The sequence below is a fragment of the Myroides sp. DW712 genome, assembly GCF_046557355.1.
Classification (GTDB): domain Bacteria; phylum Bacteroidota; class Bacteroidia; order Flavobacteriales; family Flavobacteriaceae; genus Flavobacterium.
Genome location: NZ_JBKFDO010000015.1, coordinates 13021 through 31110 on the forward strand (window position 1 = coordinate 13021; position 18090 = coordinate 31110).

The 18090-nt window shown below is 36.3% G+C and carries 12 protein-coding genes, 1 tRNA gene and 1 pseudogene; 10 read left to right on the plus strand and 4 right to left on the minus strand.

Annotated elements, in window-relative coordinates:
• Nucleotides 1-22 precede the first annotated feature (22 nt).
• The 6 genes from ribB to ACLJX0_RS12205 all read left to right on the plus strand — a co-directional run bounded on the left by ribB (nucleotide 23) and on the right by ACLJX0_RS12205 (nucleotide 6189).
• On the plus strand, nucleotides 23-1159 hold the full coding sequence (gene ribB / locus ACLJX0_RS12180) for a 3,4-dihydroxy-2-butanone-4-phosphate synthase (RefSeq protein WP_410880801.1): 1137 nt from the start codon (nucleotides 23-25) through the stop codon (nucleotides 1157-1159).
• Between the two features lie 126 nt (nucleotides 1160-1285).
• Nucleotides 1286-1370: transfer RNA gene (locus ACLJX0_RS12185), tRNA-Ser, on the plus strand.
• Nucleotides 1371-2825: 1455 nt separating this feature from the next.
• A complete protein-coding gene (locus tag ACLJX0_RS12190; protein ID WP_410880802.1) occupies nucleotides 2826-3329 on the plus strand; it encodes a transcriptional regulator in 504 nt (167 codons plus the stop codon).
• Nucleotides 3330-3331: 2 nt separating this feature from the next.
• The gene (locus tag ACLJX0_RS12195) at nucleotides 3332-3979 is read left to right on the plus strand and encodes a nucleotidyl transferase AbiEii/AbiGii toxin family protein (protein WP_410880803.1); all 648 of its coding nucleotides are present in this window, start codon (nucleotides 3332-3334) and stop codon (nucleotides 3977-3979) included.
• A gap of 674 nt (nucleotides 3980-4653) precedes the next feature.
• Nucleotides 4654-5283: a DUF6266 family protein gene (locus tag ACLJX0_RS12200; protein ID WP_410880804.1), complete on the plus strand. Its 630-nt coding sequence runs from the start codon at nucleotides 4654-4656 to the stop codon at nucleotides 5281-5283.
• 261 nt (nucleotides 5284-5544) lie between these two features.
• A complete protein-coding gene (locus ACLJX0_RS12205) occupies nucleotides 5545-6189 on the plus strand; it encodes a lipocalin family protein (protein ID WP_410880805.1) in 645 nt (214 codons plus the stop codon).
• Nucleotides 6190-6741: 552 nt separating this feature from the next.
• On the opposite strand, the gene ACLJX0_RS12210 is transcribed toward ACLJX0_RS12205, so the two are convergent.
• Both ACLJX0_RS12210 and ACLJX0_RS12215 read right to left on the minus strand, forming a co-directional pair.
• Nucleotides 6742-7101: a hypothetical protein gene (locus tag ACLJX0_RS12210; RefSeq protein ID WP_410880806.1), complete on the minus strand. Its 360-nt coding sequence runs from the start codon at nucleotides 7099-7101 to the stop codon at nucleotides 6742-6744.
• A gap of 31 nt (nucleotides 7102-7132) precedes the next feature.
• Nucleotides 7133-7441: a hypothetical protein gene (locus ACLJX0_RS12215; RefSeq protein ID WP_410880807.1), complete on the minus strand. Its 309-nt coding sequence runs from the start codon at nucleotides 7439-7441 to the stop codon at nucleotides 7133-7135.
• Between the two features lie 682 nt (nucleotides 7442-8123).
• On the opposite strand from ACLJX0_RS12215, the gene ACLJX0_RS12220 reads away from it, so the two are divergent.
• Nucleotides 8124-12659 (plus strand): GEVED domain-containing protein, encoded by a 4536-nt coding sequence (locus tag ACLJX0_RS12220; RefSeq protein WP_410880808.1) that lies wholly within the window; start codon nucleotides 8124-8126, stop codon nucleotides 12657-12659.
• 1 nt (nucleotide 12660) lies between these two features.
• A complete protein-coding gene (locus tag ACLJX0_RS12225; RefSeq protein WP_410880809.1) occupies nucleotides 12661-13482 on the plus strand; it encodes a hypothetical protein in 822 nt (273 codons plus the stop codon).
• A gap of 95 nt (nucleotides 13483-13577) precedes the next feature.
• Here ACLJX0_RS12225 and ACLJX0_RS12230 read toward each other — a convergent pair whose 3' ends face one another.
• Nucleotides 13578-14015, minus strand: a complete 438-nt coding sequence (locus tag ACLJX0_RS12230) for a carboxymuconolactone decarboxylase family protein (RefSeq protein ID WP_410880810.1) — start codon at nucleotides 14013-14015, stop codon at nucleotides 13578-13580.
• 60 nt (nucleotides 14016-14075) lie between these two features.
• Nucleotides 14076-14660: a Crp/Fnr family transcriptional regulator gene (locus ACLJX0_RS12235; RefSeq protein WP_410880811.1), complete on the minus strand. Its 585-nt coding sequence runs from the start codon at nucleotides 14658-14660 to the stop codon at nucleotides 14076-14078.
• 597 nt (nucleotides 14661-15257) lie between these two features.
• Here ACLJX0_RS12235 and ACLJX0_RS12240 point away from each other — a divergent pair.
• Together ACLJX0_RS12240 and ACLJX0_RS12245 are read left to right on the plus strand one after the other, a co-directional pair.
• Entirely contained in the window at nucleotides 15258-16445 is a 1188-nt protein-coding gene (locus tag ACLJX0_RS12240) for a helix-turn-helix domain-containing protein (protein WP_410880812.1), read from the plus strand.
• A gap of 707 nt (nucleotides 16446-17152) precedes the next feature.
• Nucleotides 17153-18090 (plus strand): annotated as a pseudogene (locus ACLJX0_RS12245) (hypothetical protein); the annotation flags it as partial.

Sequence of the window (18090 nt, forward strand, 5' to 3'; positions counted from 1 at the left end):
CACAACAAAAACTATATTTATTATGTCAACGAATCATATTCAGTTAAATACGATAGAAGAAGCTATAGAAGATATAAGAGCAGGAAAGGTAATTATTGTCGTGGATGATGAAGATCGTGAGAATGAAGGAGATTTTATAGCTGCAGCGGAAATGGTTACCCCTGAAATGATTAATTTTATGGCTACCCATGGACGTGGATTGATTTGTGCACCCTTAAATGAGAAACGCTGTAAGGAATTAGATTTGAAACCAATGGTTTTGAATAATACCGTATTACACCAAACGGCCTTTACGGTTTCTATTGATTTAATTGGTCAGGGGTGTACGACAGGAATTTCCGTTCAAGATCGAGCGAAAACTATTTTGTCTTTGGTGGATGAAGCTACAAAGCCTGAGGACCTAGGACGTCCTGGGCATATTTTCCCTTTGATTGCCAAACAAGGAGGTGTTTTACGCCGTACAGGGCATACGGAAGCAGCGGTGGACTTAGCTCGTTTAGCAGGGTTTAAATCTGCAGGGATTTTGGTTGAAATTTTAAATGAAGATGGTACTATGGCTCGCCTTCCTCAATTGGTAGAAGTAGCGAAGAAATGGGACCTGAAAATCATCTCTATCGAAGCTTTGGTTGCCTATCGTATGAAACACGATAGTTTGATTGATAAGAAAGAAGATTTCGAAATTGAAACACGTTTTGGTAAGTTCCGTCTACGTGCGTATCAACAAATTACCAATAAACAAATTCACGTAGCCTTGACTAGAGGGGAGTGGAAGGAAGATGAAGCGGTATTAACCCGTATCAATTCCATGATTGGAAGTAATGATATTCTTGATGCATTAAGTGGAAAACTAGATGTGCGTATTGAATCGGCATTTAATACCATTAATAAAGAAGGAAAAGGAGCTATTTTGTTTATCAACCAAGATGCACAAAATATTAGCTTGTTAAGACGATTAAGCTTTATTAAAGATCAATTGGGCGGTAAATTGGATATGGAAACCCCGAAATTACCAGGAGATGAAAAAGATTTTGGTATTGGTGCTCAAATTTTACATGATTTAGGGATTACCAATATTCGCCTGATGACGAATTCAGAACCAGAAAAACGAGTAGGAATGATTGGTTATGGTTTGGAAATCACAGATTACGTTACGTATTAACGAACAATATACAAGGGTGTTAGGAATATAGTACGATTTTTTTATTTAAAAATTAATTTTCTTTTTTGCATAATTAAAAAAACGCGCTATATTTGCACTCGCAATACAGAAGTAGGGCAGACTACTGGAGAAATGGCAGAGTGGTCGATTGCGGCAGTCTTGAAAACTGTTGACTGTAACAGGTCCGGGGGTTCGAATCCCTCTTTCTCCGCAAAGAAAACCGATAACGAGAGTTATCGGTTTTTTTATTTCCAAAAAGTACCCAAAGCTCGCTTTGTGGGTACCTTTTGGAAATAAAAAAAGCACAAGACCGAATGCAATGAGGTATTGGTTTTTCTTTGTGTCTATATCCCCCTGTCTGGGATATCTAATCCCTTTATTTAGAGATGGGAAATGGGTAAAATTATCTAAACAAAAAAGCACAAAACCTATGATTCACTATGAGTTATAGGTTTTTTCTTTTTTAGAGGTATCGCATCTTATTCAAAAGTGCACCTAAAAAGATTCGGGATTCGGTGCACAAAAAAAACATCTAAGAGATGTGCACCTTTCAATTTGGCAAACTCCGATCGCGCGGATTTGCAATCCGTGCGGTAGATTACACCCGCTGCTTTGGCTGAACCGAATGAAGTTAAGTCCTTGTTATTGAATAGGAATTGATTTATTCTAATTTTTTTTATAAAAGAGAAGCTAAATTATATTCATCAAAATCTGGTAAAGGAAAAAGTTGTTCCAAATGCAGAAGATTATTATTTCAGTTCAGCTCGTAATTATGCAGGTTTAGCTTATGAGATTGAAGTTGAAGTATTGTTTATGGGATAGATGAAGGCACGGATTACAAATCCGCGCCATCGGACGCGCGGATTTGTAATCCGTGCGCTAAATCGTAAAAGAAAAGGTTGTTGTAAATACCTAATTACTATTTCAGATTGGTATGTAATTATTCAGATTTAAATAATAATCTTGAGGCTGTGTTTAAAGGATAGATACAGATACAGATTGCACTCATAGCTTTAGCTAAATTAAACGAAGTTAAACCTGATTGTGTGGACTTGTAGCCTGTGTGTATAAATAATGGCACGGATTGCAAATCCGCGCCATCGAGATTGGTCTGATAATTATAGGTTATGCAATTTTATCAACGGATTAAAGAAATAAAAGAAAACAGGAACTAAAATCAAAATTTCAATCGCGCGGATTTGCAATCCGTGCGGTAGATTACACCCGCTGCTTTGGCTGAACCGAATGAAGTTAAGTCCTTGTTATTGAATAGAAATCGATTTATTCTAATTTTTTTTTATAAAAGAGAAGCTAAATTATATTCATCAAAATCTGGTAAAGGAAAAAGTTATTCCAAATGCAGAAGATTATTATTTCAGTTCAGCTCGTAATTATGCAGGTTTAGCTTATGAGATCGAAGTTGAAGTATTGTTTATGGGATAGATGAAGGCACGGATTGCAAATCAGCGCCATCTTGTTTTTTCTATTGGAGTGAATATTAGCTTATTATTTTTCAGGCTATCGAAAATATAATTTTGGCAGAAATAACAGAAATATACCAAACTTATATAAACCTATCTGAATGTCAATCTTTTCGTTTCCATCTCTCATTTAAATTATCAGTTCACTAAATAATTATGTAAGCAAAAATGTTTATATTTGTATTGTGATTAGGCAATTTGATAAATATAAAGGAATACATCCAGGGATTGTACTTGATAGAGAATTAAAAAAACGTTCTATCAAGCAGCGTCCTTTTGCTTTATCTTTAGAAGAACATCCTCAGACGTTTAATGCTATCATCAAAGGCAAAAGAGGGATTAGCACCGCACTGGCATTGAAGATTGAAAGAGAACTTGGGTTGGAAGAAGGTACATTAGTGATATTGCAGGCCTATTATGATATCCAAAAAATCAAAGAAAAAGAAAGCAAAAGTACTCCTAATCTGCATATCCTGAGTAAAGCTTTGTTTTGGGATACGGATATTCAACACATAGATTGGGAACGACAATACAGAGCTGTCATTCAACGTGTTTTTGAGCGAGGAAATGAGAATGATAAAAACGAAATAATTCGCTTTTATGGTGCTGAAAAAGTAAGTCAAGCTTTGCAGAAGTCCAATATCAGAAATCCATATACTATATACAGATCCGATAAAACTACAGACTAATTATGATGTATTATAACACCGTCAATGATCTTTTAAAAAACACATTGATTACGCTAATGGAGTCTTCTGTGTTTGAGTCTTTTCGTTTGGTGGGCGGTACAGCATTAAGTCTTCAAGTAGGACATCGTTTGTCTGTAGATATAGATTTATTTAGTGATGCCCCATATGGTTCTATTGATTTTAAAGCTATTGATGAATTCATAGAGAAAACATTTCCTTACCACCATCATTTTTCAAATCTTGATCCAGCAATGGGTAAATCTTATAGTGTGGGTACAGATAAGGACAATGTGGTAAAATTAGATGTGTTTTATACAGATACTTTTATACACTCTCCTTTGATTGTGGATAAAATTAGAATGGCTACTACCAAAGAAATCATTGCTATGAAAATAGATGTAGTACAACGTATAGGTCGCAAGAAAGATTTTTGGGATTTGCATGAATTACTACAGAAATACAGCCTTTCTACCATGCTTTCTCTACATCAAGAACGTTATCCCTATACACATGATGAAGAACTCATAATGAACAACCTCATTAATTTTGAGTTAGCCGATGATGACTTCGACCCAATCTGTTTAAGAGGGAAATATTGGGAATTTATCAAGGAGGATATTGTTGATGCACTCAATGAGTATAAATCCTAATCTTCATTTCTTTCAAAATATTCTCGAATAACTATCCGAGTAAGATGGTATAAAAATTCCATAATTAATTCTGCTTCTTCTTGAGTAACCTTCATTCTCTCTTTCTTTTCATGTTTGTAGAGCGAATTACCATTCACCTCTATATGTTTATCCCGTAAATAAGAAAATCTTCCCAATAATCACGCTGAGGCGACGAAGGGTCGCAGCTTTTACTGACACCAGGCTGTGGAATGACTGGTTGGTAAAATAAAAAAAGCCAAATGATGCGCACTTTTCAACTGAGCAAATCTGGATTTTTTTGTACAAATTAGTAAAAAAGATTTGGTGTAAACTGTGAGATTAGAGATAAGATGCTAAGGAGATAGTAAAGGGATAGTAAGGGGTAACATTGGTAAAATGGGCTAAAACCCTTGTTGGTATTAACTTGCCCCTTACAAACCCTTTACATGCTCTCTATTGTTTGGTTGTAAGATGTTTAATTTCAGGTGTTTGTGATTTTTTAATTCGGAAAATAAAGGAAAAACACTCCTTTTTTATCCTTTTAGTGGAAGAGAACGGAAGGGGGGGATTGCCCTTGTTTTTCTACTTTTTTAGTTTTGTATCGAGCGCCATAGTAAAGCTAGCTACTAGGCGTGACGCATAAAAAAGTACAAATCATGTAAAAAGGCAAAATTATGGGAAAAATGAATAATGGATTAACAGGAGGTTTTAGCGGTAAAGTAGGAACACTTGTGGGATCAAATGTAAAGGGGCAAAATATCGTTCGCAATGCACCTAAAAAAAGTAGTAAAAAACCAACAGCTGGACAGCTGAGTCATCGTCAAAAATTTAAATTAGTGTCCAATTTTTTACGACCATTAAATGGCTTAATTAAACGCTATTTTGGTTCGGCTCAAGAATTAAAGTCTAATGTAAATGTAGCTTTAGGGTATCACCTTCAAGAAGCAGTAAATCAAGTAGAAGAAGGGTTTGTTGTAAACTTGAGTAAGGTTGTAATAAGCAAGGGAATTTTGCAAACGATCTTTGTGGATACTGTAACGATTGTAAACAAAGAGCTTACCATAACTTGGAGTGCAGATTTAGTTTTTGGTTCTGTAAATAAAGCAGATGTACTTACGGTGGTCATCTATCAAAAGGCAACGCAATCTATGTTTATTTTGGAGCAGGTAGCAGCACGTGGCGCGGGTGAATGTAAGGTTCAACTTCCGGCTAGTTTTGAAGATACGGGCTATGGTATTTGGGTTTTCTTGACAGATGTTGACCAAGTAGAATGTAGTACAAGTGTGTTTTTAGGGGAATTTTAATAAAAATAAAGCATCGCATCTATTTTTCATTGCATAGTTGATGAAAAAGCAGGCGATGCTTTTTTCAAATGAACGGTTTACTGCAAGTCGAAAGCCTGTTCTTTTAATTTGTGAAAATAGATTCTATGGTATTTATTGTTAATTTAGCAAACTAAATTAGCTTTTTAAACGTTTGGTTACATTGAAATACATTGCTTCAATTAATCGTGACGTTCCAAAGCAGGAAAGTAGGTACAACAGTTTAAAACAAACAAATATAACATGAAGAATTTTAATTTATTGGGGCTCTCTTTTATCCTTCTTTTTTTAACCTCTTGTGGATCACATTTGATATCTGTAAGCAATGAAAAACAAATTGATAAAAGATTAGTGGGGACATGGACAGGATCTGAAAAAGATGATCAAATTGAGGGAGTAGAAAAAAAATGGGAAATGCAACGAAATGAAGATGGTACCTTTGCATTAGATTTTAGCTACAAGCAAAGGGGAAATACCTATAATCATATTGAAAAGGGGAATTGGTGGATTGAAAATGGTAAATTTTATGAGTTTCATGAAGACTCTGGAAAAACGGATTTATATCGCTATGAGATTCTAGACAAAAATCGAATCAAGTTCACTGCTGAAAGTATCAGTATCGAAATGGCTACGGAGAATTATTCCTTTATCGATACTAGAAAAAAAACGAACGTAAAAGATGGCTTGTCTTTTGACACAGCAATCAAAGTAAATAGTGTACGAGAAGAATACCAATATATAGAAGCAAACTGTAAGGATTGTAAACTTATTGGTCAATCTTTATCTGAATACAAAGGGAATATGTACGATTTAATCAAAGTGGAGAAGTCAGATGGTTCAACTAGCCTGTATTACTTTGATATAAAATCTTTCTTTGGGAAGTTCTAAATACCTTTTGCTCCTAGGAGTGAGTGGTTACAATTCCAACTTAAAAACTAAAGTATCAACCTCGTTTAAGCCTTTTAAACGAGGTTTTTTTGTGTCTAGTTGCTGGGCGGAATTTGTAATGCGATCGCGCGGATTTGCAATCTGTGCGGTAGATTTCACCCGCCGCTTTGGCTGAACCGAATGAAGTTAAGTCCTTGTTATTGAATAGGAATCGATTTATTCTAATTTTTTTTATAAAAGAGGAGCTAAATTATATTCATCAAAATCCGGTAAAGGAAAAAGTTGTTCCAAATGTAGAAGATTATTATTTCAGTTCAGCTCGTAATTATGCAGGTTTAGCGTATGAGATCGAAGTTGAAATATTGTTTATGGGATAGATGAAGGCACGGATTGCAAATCCGCGCCATCGGATAACTATAAAAAGTTAATCTCTGGCCCTGTAGAAAAATAATTAGATTATAAAAGATGTACTTGCTCGGGGGCATACGTTCTTATGCCTCTGATGGATACAATAGACAGTTTTTTTAGTTCTTTTGTTTGTCCAGCAATTTTTTAGTCAATTGTCAATTGACTCCTTTTCCGATGTACCAAATAAAACACAGCTGCACCACTAAAGTAAAGCATACAATCGATCCAATCACCTGTATAACGCGAATTGTGCTGAGGTAAATACCATTCAAAGTAAATACAATAAAAGAGGCTAACGCCTAGAATCAAAGGAAGAGAAAGCTGTAGGTTGGGATTATCTTTTATTTTTCGAACCACAAATAAACAAAGCCCCAAGACTAGAGGCAAGAAGAGAAAGTCATTGACGTAGTTATTAATCCAGCTGGGAATAGAAAGATGAATCTGTTGGCAAATGTAGATGGTCAGAGCAATGGCAAAAGCTAGAAAAAAGAGGATTCTTCGCATAACTAGAAGGATAAATGTAGGGGGAGTAATATTAGGCTGCAATCATTCCCACCAGATAAGCAATTCCGGCAGCAATTGTAGCAACAACTAACCACACGGTGTGCACAATAAAAAAGAGAATCCGCACAAGTGGATTGGAATGATTGCGTAGTTTCTGTGCTACCTTTTCTAGTGGAGTAGGTGCAGTTTGACGTTCTTTTTCTATGCGTTCTTCTTTTATGCGCTGTTGCTCTAATTGGCGTTCCAATACAATATTAATTAGGGCTCCACAATGGGTACAATAATCGGTGTTAAGATTTTCAGTTTGACAGTGTTTACACGTGATATAATGTTTACTCATGAGGCATTTTTAAGTGAAAGCTCCTGGTATAGAAGCAAGTCATTGGCAAAATTGGTATAAATAGTGTATGTAAATAAGAACTACTTACCACTAAAATCCCCCTAAAAGTACACCTTTTTTTCTAGTACTGCAGCAATTAGTGAGTAAGCCTAGTTTAGTCTGATTCGATGGCCTAGTGGAGAAAAGAAAATATCACACGATACAAGGAAGAAATCAAATGACTTAGGCCATGGTTCTCCATGCAACTAAGTTTTGTTTGTAGGTATTTTCCTTCCATCGGTACAGAATCTAATAGGGAGGTATTCAATGCTTTTATGCGATTTAGCGCTTTTTTTATTCCATTAAAAATTAACAAAATACAAACCTTATCTGTTTAATTCGTTTAATTCTACTAGTAGTTGATAGGTTTTACTACCGATAAAAGCCTAAATTACATAAATAATTCTTTCTTGTTTTTAATTAGATTTAATATAAATAGATTTGTTGATAAAATTTTAAATACATAAAACATGAATCATTTATACCCAAAATCGGAGTTTAAACCGCTGTTTTGTCCCAATCAATTTTATTTCTACCAACCTAAAGGATGCCCTGTTGGGTTTGTTTTAGGTATGAATTAAAAGAGAAAAAGAAGTAATTTTTTTTCCGCGTAATTAACTAAATCAAGACAGCATTACATACCATGTATAACTATACAACAAAAAAAATAGGAATTCTTTTAGGGCTCTGTATCTTAGGGAGTGGAACGAGTCAAGCTTTACAAGCGGAGGACTATCACGCGAATACAACCGTAAAAGAACAAAAGGCAACCATACAATCACAATATCCTTTCGACATAGACCATGCTTCTCTAGGTGTGGAGGAGCTACATCAACCTGCTTTGTTTAATGATCTTCCAGATTATTGTGATGTTACAATAGGGTATGGGGTGAACCCAATCACGCTGGTACAATTTGCAGATTTGAATCACAGCACGGATATTGAACCCAATCCGTCAGAACCAGCAAAACCGTATGAGGATTTTACAGCATTAATTGCGCATGTGCAACGAGGGGAAACTTATACCTTGACGGTAAAAGGAAATACAGATGGAGAATTCCAACACCTTATTCACGTGTTTATTGATTGGAATAATGATCATGTATTCGATGTACATACGGAGTTTTACCGAGCGTTACTTCAACCCTCCACGGGACAAGATGACGTGAACGTAACCTTTCAAATTCGCGTCCCAGAGGATGCCGTGTTAGGTACTACACGTATGCGTATTATCAAAGACAATTGGTTCATTTATGAAGATGGAGATTTTGATGCCTGTACCGATCCAGAATATGGTCAGATTGAGGATTATTCCATTGAAATTAGTGATGCTGGCATAGCAAATGACTATTGTCAACCTGAGATTTCAGATGTAGCGCGTAGCCTCCCAATCTATGAAGTTACATTTGGAGAGACGACAAAAGCGAGTGGAGATCAAACCGCATTTGAACCGTTATATGAGGATTTTACAGATTTGCTAATACCTGTAGTAAAAGGAGAAACATATCCCCTTGAAGTAAAAGGAAAAACCGATGGACAGGATATGTTACTAGTAAAGGTCTATATAGATTACAATCACGATTTTACTTTTTCTGAAGAAGAAGCCAGTACGATTGGCTTTTTGAACAATATAGGAGGAGAACGTGGAGAAGTATCTGGAGTTATTCAAATACCAACGGATGCGTTAAATGGATCAACGCGAATGCGTATAGTGAGCATGTATCACAATCCAGAAACCACTTGGGTACACTTGGAGAACGTACCTTGTCCAGTAGATTATTATTTGGGACAAGTAGAAGATTATACGTTGGATATCGCAGCGGCGGCAGTCGCTATTACAGGAGTAGAAGTGACGACTGAGAACAATGTTGCAGCGGAGATAACCACAGAACATGGTACCTTGCAGTTGCTTGCCTATGTGCTACCAGTAGAGGCAAATCAAGCAGTGACTTGGTCTATCGTTCAAGGTGCTGATTTGGCGTCTATCGATCAAGCGGGGCGTCTGACAGCCATTGAAAATGGAATCGTTAAAGTGAAAGCAACCTCCGTGCGCGATACTACAAAATCAGCTGAAATTGAAGTTACTATTTCTATTGAAGCCTTGCGCTGTCCACCAATTACTGAAATAAAAGTAGAAGATATTGGCGAAGAAACGGCAAGTATTCACCTAGTATCTACGGCCACTGTATTTGAAATAGAGTATGGCCCAGCAGGATTTGTACAAGGAGAAGGAACACGCATAGCACAAGCTTCTTCAATCCAGCAAATTCAAGGATTAGCTGCAGAAGTTACGTATGATGTATATGTACGTGTGGATGCGGATTGTTCGACTTGGAAGAAAATTAGCTTCACCACAATTAAGGTGAAAGAACAGGTGATTGCAGTGGACGATGTACAGAAAGTGTATGGAGATTTACCTTTTCAATCGGGACAGTCAACAAGTCAATTGCCTTTAATCTATTCGGTAGTGGATTCGTCAGTTGCTGTGGTTGAAAATGATACTCTTGTCATCAAAGGAGCGGGAGAAACAGAAATTCGCGTGAATCAACCGGGAAATAATGAGTATTTACCTGCTGCAGAAGCACGTTTTACCTTGTATGTCGCTCAAGCACCTTTAGTTGTTAAACCAATCGATCAAACCAAAGTATATGACGGAAATACACACAACACTTGGGAGGTAACACATCAAGGTTGGGTTTACGAAGAAGATTCAAGCATCTTAACGGGAACTTTAGAGTATGGAGGTGCTGCGCTTCAAGCCGTTCAGGCAGGAACGTACCCTATTGAAGTAAGTGGATATGAAGCCCAAAATTACGCGATACAATACCAAGCGGGAACACTAACAATTACAAAAGCAACCTTGGAAGATATTCGATTGGAAGATGCTGTCTTTTTGTATGATGGGACTCCCAAATCAATTGAGCTGACACAAGAACTTCCAGCTGGAGTAACGGTAACCTACGAAGGAAATGAACGAATAGCTGTGGGAGATTATGTTGTTAAGGCGATACTGCATGGTGGAATTAATTATGAGGATAAAACAATAGAAGCAAATTTAAAAATTCGCCAAGCGTTGCCGAGCTTAGTGTTTGAAGATGCGAGTTTTATTTACGATGGTGAAGCGAAGCATCTTGCGGTAGTAGATGCTCCTCAAGACCTAACGATTACCTATGAAGGAAATGGACAAACAGAAGCGGGAACTTATACGGTAACGGCTGTAGTTGATGGAGGAAATCAATATGAAAGCGGCACGTTGACAGCAACGTTAACTATTGAAAAGGCCGAATTGACTACTATCAGCTTAGAAAATCAAAGCTTTGGATACGATGGACAGGCGAAGGCGTTGGAAGTTGAGGGTACAATTCCAAACGGCGTACAAGTTCGCTATACAGGAAATAACCAGGTTGAGGTTGGGGTGTATTCCGTTCAAGCCTATCTGGATGGTGGAAATAATTATCACGATAAGGAGCTTCGTGCAAGTCTTTCTATCACAAAAGGTGATTTGGATTTTATTGTTTTTGAAGATCAAACCCTACCTTATGATGGAGCACCCAAATCCATTTATATTTCAGGGACACTACCGGAAGGAATACAAGTGGTTTATACTAATAATGGACAAGTGGAACGAGGAAGTTATATCGTTGAAGCAACCATTGATGGAGGACGTAATTACAATAACCTTGTTCGTACTGCTACTTTAACGGTGGGTCAGAGAGTTATTACAGGAATTACGTTGGGAAGCAGATCATTTGTTTATGATGGTGAGGTGAAATCCCTGCGTATAGCTGGAGAATTACCGCAAGAATTTACGGTGCGTTATACCAACAATGAGCAGACTGCAGCGGGTACTTATGTTGTTACAGCAATTATTTCAGGCGGTGAGGCGTATGATGATTTAGTGTTGACTGCAACGATGACCATTACCAAAGCGCCGCTAGCGGATATCCTGTTTGAAAGTCAAACTTTTACGTATGATGGGACAGCGAAGTATATTTTTGTTTCTGGGACTTTACCAGAAGGAGTGACGGTAGAGCACCTCAATAACGGAAAAATTGACGTCGGAAGTTATGAGGTACAAGCAAAAATAAATGGAGGCAACAATTATCAAGATCGAGAATTAACTGCCACGTTAAAAATAGAAAAAGCAACTCAATCGATTGTTTTTGAGGAATTAACCACCCTGATTTTAGCGGAGAGTGAAGATTTCCAACTGCAAGCAACGACAACTTCAGGTCTGGATTTAGCCTATACAGTTGACTATTCAGGAGCTCAACCAGCGGCTGAGGTTAGTGCAACAGGTTGGGTTACGCTTAAAAAAGTCGGTGAAATAACCATTACAGTAACTCAAGCAGGAGATCGAAATTATCATCCAGCAACCCCTATCAGCCGTGTATTGCGTATTGTTAACAACGATGCTACGATTCACGATATTTGGATAGGTAAAGAGCAGTATATCACACCTCAAAATGAAATTCATCACTTGATGAGTTGTGAAGATTTAAGTAAGGAGATAGCGGTAAAAATTACACTAGATGAAGGTGCTACAATTGAACCAGGGACCATTTTTGTACTTCCTGTTCCTAAACCAGGTATTTACAAACAAACGGTTACAGTTGTTTCCCAGAATGGGAAAGTAAAAAAAGACTATGTAATCATCGTTGAAAAGCCGTTTGCTTTTGATCAAATTGCTGTACAAAAATTCAATAATACGTTGTTGATAAACAAAAATCCACAAACCAATGGAGGGTATAATTTAGTCGGGTTTCAGTGGTTTAAAAATGGAGAACTGGTTTCTAATGAACAAGTGTATTCAGCAGGAGCAATGGCTATTTTAAACAGCAAAGATGTATATCATGCGATTGTGAAAACTGCGGAAGGAGACGAAATTCACGTTTGTCCAATGCAAGAAACAGCTGTTGTAGCGTCTGGGGTTAAGTTGTATCCAAACCCTGTTGTTCTTGGACAAAAGACTACGTTAGAGGTGAATGTTACAGGAATGCAATTGAAGGGAATTCCCGTTCAAGTATTCAATTTAAACGGTCAATTGGTGCACACGTTCACGATGGAAGGCGAGCATACGACTGTCTATTTACCACAAACAATCCCAGGAGGAATGTACGTAGCTATTTTTGAATTAAATGGAAAAAGAGAGTCAATCAAATTTGCAGTAAAAAAATAAGATGAAGACAATAAAAATAATGGGATTGGCGATAAGTATGTTTCTAGGACTACAGACCGCTACGATGAGGGGACAAGAAATTGAGGTGTCTGTTTTAGGAGGACTAACAGGGGGGAGACAACCCAGTATTCCCCTGTCAAAAGGATCAACCCTAGGTTTATCTGCCCTGTATAAGCAATCCATACACACCAACTTTTCCTTAGGTGTCGGACTAGAATTTGGAGCCTATCAGTTGACAAAACAAATGTCGAATTACAACGGTACTACACCCGCTGTGGATGGCCAAGGAGCCGCTTTTGAATATCGTTATGCGCTGGCAAAATTTAAAGAGGAACTTCGAGGGAATTATATCGCAATTCCCATACAAGTACAGTATCTAGGGCCTTATTTAGGAAATGAGAAACTACGCCTTTATGCTGCCGCTGGAATTAAATATCAGCTCTTTACAAAAGTCAAATCAACACAGACGCTAGAAGAGATAAAAACAAGTGGATATTATGACCAATGGCAAGCCGAATTACATAATCCTGTCTATGCAGGCTTTGGTAATTTAGGGAATAAAGAAGAAGAACATAAACTAAAATTAAATAATGGTTTTTTTGTTCTCGGAGAGCTAGGGGTAAAATATGATTTATCCAAAGAACAAGCGCTTTATGTTGGACTATATGGCGATTTCGATTTAGGATCCAAGGGGCAAGAAAGCGCAATATTGACCTATAATGAGAAAGAACAATTGAATAGTATTTTGCCCGCTGAAAGTAATCGCTATAAGTTGAGAATGTTCACCTTGGGAATTAAACTAAAATACAGTTTCGGGATTTAATTAACAGTTGACCTGTTGATCATACAAAACAAGCTTGGGTATATACTCAAGCTTGTTTTTTTGTACTTACACTTCTCATTTAATCTCTCTTAAAACTACTTCGCTTTTAACTCTGTTGCTACGCCGATTCTGTTCCACGCATTAATTGTTACCATGCACATCAAGAGTTGAGCTAGATAGGTAGGATCAAATAACTGTTCTGCTCTCAGGTATAGTTCATCGCTGATTCCTCCTTCGTGAATAAAGGTAACTGCTTCTGTTAGAGCGAGGATAACTTGCTCTTCTACAGTGAAGAGTTCTGTTTCTCTCCAACCCGCTAACACCAGTAAGCGTCGACTAGATTCGCCATTTGCTAAAGCATCTTGGGTGTGAATATCCAGGCAATACCCGCAGCCATTTAATTGAGAAGCTCTAATTTTAATGAGTTCTTTATGCGTTGCAGTAAGTGAAGATTTAGTTAGGTATTCTTCTAGTTTTAGCATCCCTTCATAGGCTTTGGGGGCTGCGGTGTAAATTGATGTTCTGTTGGACATGATACTTTGTTTTATATCACCAAAAGTACCAAGTCAACGGGAGAAAAAACTTCAACCCGTTTAAGAAAAGCGTTTTTTCTTAATTTCGCTTAAATATTCAGGACTAAATCCTAAGTAAGAAGCCAATAAGTATTGCGGAATACGTTGTACAAAGGCGGGAAATTGAGCTTCGAAGTGAAAGTACAATTCTTCCCGACTGTATTTATATAAAAATTTTAATCGGTGTTGAGCTGCTCCATAAGCACGTTGAAAAATAATTCTAAAATACTGATCCATGATTGGGTATTTTATTAATAATAGATTGAAGTTGACAGGATTAATGCACAGGATGTCTGATTTTTCAACCGTTTGAATATAGAGGTCGCTTGTCGTTTGTGTACTAAAGGCAAGATGATCCGTTAGCCACCATTGTTCAATGCCAAAATCTAAGGTTTGTTCTAAACCATTTTCTTTGAGGTAATAGCTCCTCAAACAACCACGTAATACAAAACAGAGTATCCCACAGGAGATACCCCCTTCTTGAATATGTGTCTTTTTCTCTAAAGCGTGAAAAGTGAAAAAGGAGAGAATCCCTTCTTGCTCTGCTGCATTGAGTTTACGAGTAAAGCGCTCAATATGTTCAATAAAAAGGGTTTTATCTTTCATAAAATACAAGAGTTAACCTTCCGTATAGGAGTACAATACACTGTTAAATGGCTAATTTACTATAATTAAATTATACAATCAATGACGTAGGGAATTAGGAGAAGACGAAGGAAGAGCGATTTTAATTGCCCACTACACCCTTTTTTTGTGAATTATTTTTTACGATAGAACGTTAATGTATGTATCATACAATAGTATTTGATGATTTAATAATGTATTGATACTTTTTTTAACGTATCTCTTGTTTAGTTTTGGGTATTGATCATTATTTGTGATTTTCTTAGTTAATGGTGTAGATGGTTGTACTACGTATAATCTATGATAGAAACGGTAGAAACAAAAACCAAAATACCATCCATTCCAAAAAAGAAAGAGAATACGATATGACTGGCATGCAAGCCTGTTTTCTTACTCGACCCCCTTACCGCTAAGGAGTAAGAATCTACAGTATTCCCTAGTCAATAGTTCCCCTTATTATTGCAAATCTTTTTTTGTCTTTCAGCAAGATACAGCAACATTTGAGTTGGAATGTTGAGGAAATAGAACTATTGATTGGAATAAAAGTGACACTTTTTGTTTGATAAAAATATGTTTATTATGCCATTACAAAATTTATTTCTCCTTTTATTAGTACCTATCGTTTTGTATGAAACGATTACGGCCTATAAAAGAAGAATCTCCCATTCAAAATTAACGACCTATAAAGCTACAACGTGGTTTAGTTTCTTTGTGGTTTTTCAGCTGATACTCTTAGTTTATGAGCCGATATTAGTGAAGGAAGTATTTCAATTTTCGATTTGGATACTCCTGTTTTTGTTTTATGGTCCTTTTTTAAATCTAGTAGCTTCAAGTAAACAAAAGGAGAATCAAGAAGAGCATCAAGAGAGCACTAACGATTATCATTTTAGTGAATTTTACTATATGATTTATGTGTTTATTTTTGGGTTATTTTTTTCTTTACTAAAGAATAAATGGGCCTATGTAGAAATGAGTATGACGGTTTTATTAGGTATTGCCTTGTTGTATTACATTATTGTGTTGAGAAAAAAAATAAGAGGCATGGTGTGTAAACCCAACGTAGATACAAGTAATCAGTATCCTATAAGGTGGAAATTTCTACATTTTGGACTAGGAATCCTACTGGTTTTATTTTTCTTTGCCCTGTTTAATGATGTTAAATTATCCGTTTTTTTATTGCTTTTATTGGTTTATGTCTATTTAACTTTCTTGAGAAAAAGGATGGAGGTAGAGCCATTTCTAGCTGAAAAAGAAATCGTGCATTGGGAGGAACAACTAACCGGTGAATGGAATGGAGTAACGCATAGGGAAATGATTGAAAAACAAAGAAAGGAGCTAAAAAGTGGACAGGGAAATGGACTAGGGAAGAAGTATGAAGCTTCGAATTTAAAATATGGACAAACGAAATTAAATGATGTGGTATTACAGCGATGTAAGAGTAAAGTAAACCAAATTATCATTGAAGATAAAGCTTATTTAGACGCCAATTTTAAAATGACAGATTTAGCCGCAAAAACAAAAATATCCCGTTACTATTTAGCTCAATATTTTAATGTGATTTATCGGATGAATTTTCGGGAATACATCAATAAGTTGAGAATTGAACACGTGGTTGAATACATTAATAATCACCAGGCAAAAGAAGAATTGAGTGTACACGATTTGTTCTTGGAGAGTGCATTTAATTCGAAAACTTCTTTTTTTAAAAGCTTTAAGCATGTATTAGGTTGTACGCCTTTTGAGTATTTGAAAAAATGCCACAGTTAAACGTCATTTTTAGCAATAGAATAAAAAAAATAGATTCAAACCAAGAATCTATTTTTTTTTTGGAGTTAGCTGAATGCTGGTACACAATCCAAAGAAAGATTGCCTCTGTTCTATAAAAATAACGCTTCGGGGTACCTAGCGGTTTGAGTATAGCATGTGCTACGTCCCAGAAAGGAAAATCTGCTAAGTGTTGCTGGTTTCTGTTTGATTTTTAACAAGGTTGAGGTAAACAACTTGAATTTTTCCCTACATGAATGTAATTGTATCATCAAATCAAAGGGAAAAGACAGCAAACTAGAGGTATAAATGTTAAAAACAACGTAAGGATGCTTTTATTTTGTCTTTGAGTAGGGATATAAATAGACCAAACAAAAAAAGACGAGAAGAGATGGTAGGACCTATTGGTTTGTTGTAGGGGTAAACATCATTGAACTCCACAAGGTTTTTTTATTAAAGTGTTTTTTATGCTTTTTTGAATAATAGTTAAAATACGTTTCATTGTGTTTTAGTTTGTTATTTTATGTTTTTATGATTCTTTTTTTAACTTTTTGATTATTTATGTTTGTTTAATGTTAATTATGATTGTTTTTGTGATAATTATAATAATTGATGTAGGCTGTTTTTTTAGATGGTAAAGTGAATGTAAAAAGAAATTACTACCACTATATAGCCTGATGGAAGAAGTGAAAAAAAATAAATTGATAAATATGAAAAGAAAATTACTGTCAATCGCTTTGTTGCTTTTAGCTTCTGCAGTTCATGCACAAGTTGGAATTGGAACAGCAGTGCCTAACAAATCTGCGGAATTAACCTTATGGTCAAAAGATAAGGGACTACTAATTCCTAACGTTCCTTTAGAAAGTACAACAGACCAAACCACTATTGTTAATGGAAATGTAGAAAGTCTATTAGTTTATGCTACGATAAAACAAGGAGATATTGAACCTGGGTTTTACTATTGGAACCAAGCGAAATGGTCTCGTGTCATAGCGGATCATGATGTTGCGACATTCGTTATTACTAATTTTCATGAAATCATTACCAATGAATATGTACAGCAAGAAATCAAAAATATTTATATGCAAAATGGTGGAAATGTGTACTACGATGGGACGAAATTTGAGTATCTCGATGAGCAAGGAGTGAAGCATGAAATTAATATGTCAGATTTAGTTCACGCTTACGAGACCTTGACTGTTTTGGATTACAATGCCACAACAGGAATGTTAACCTATCAAGATGAACATGGAGATAGGGTAACAGTAGATATTAAAGGAGCCATTCAGTCTTTTGAAACAGTTACCAGTGTCATCAGTGATACCACAACAGGAACGATCACCTTTAAAGATGAACAAGGTGTTGAAACCGTTTTGAATGTGAGTCAATTGGTTCAATTGCACGAGACCTTGACTGTTTTGGATTACAATGCCACAACAGGAATGTTAACCTATCAAGATGAACATGGAGATAGGGTAACAGTAGATATCAAAGGAGCCATTCAGTCTTTTGAAACAGTTACCAGTGTCACCAGTGATACCACAACAGGAACGATCACCTTTAAAGATGAACAAGGTGTTGAAACCGTTTTGAATGTGAGTCAATTGGTTCAATTGCACGAGACCTTGACTGTTTTGGATTACAATGC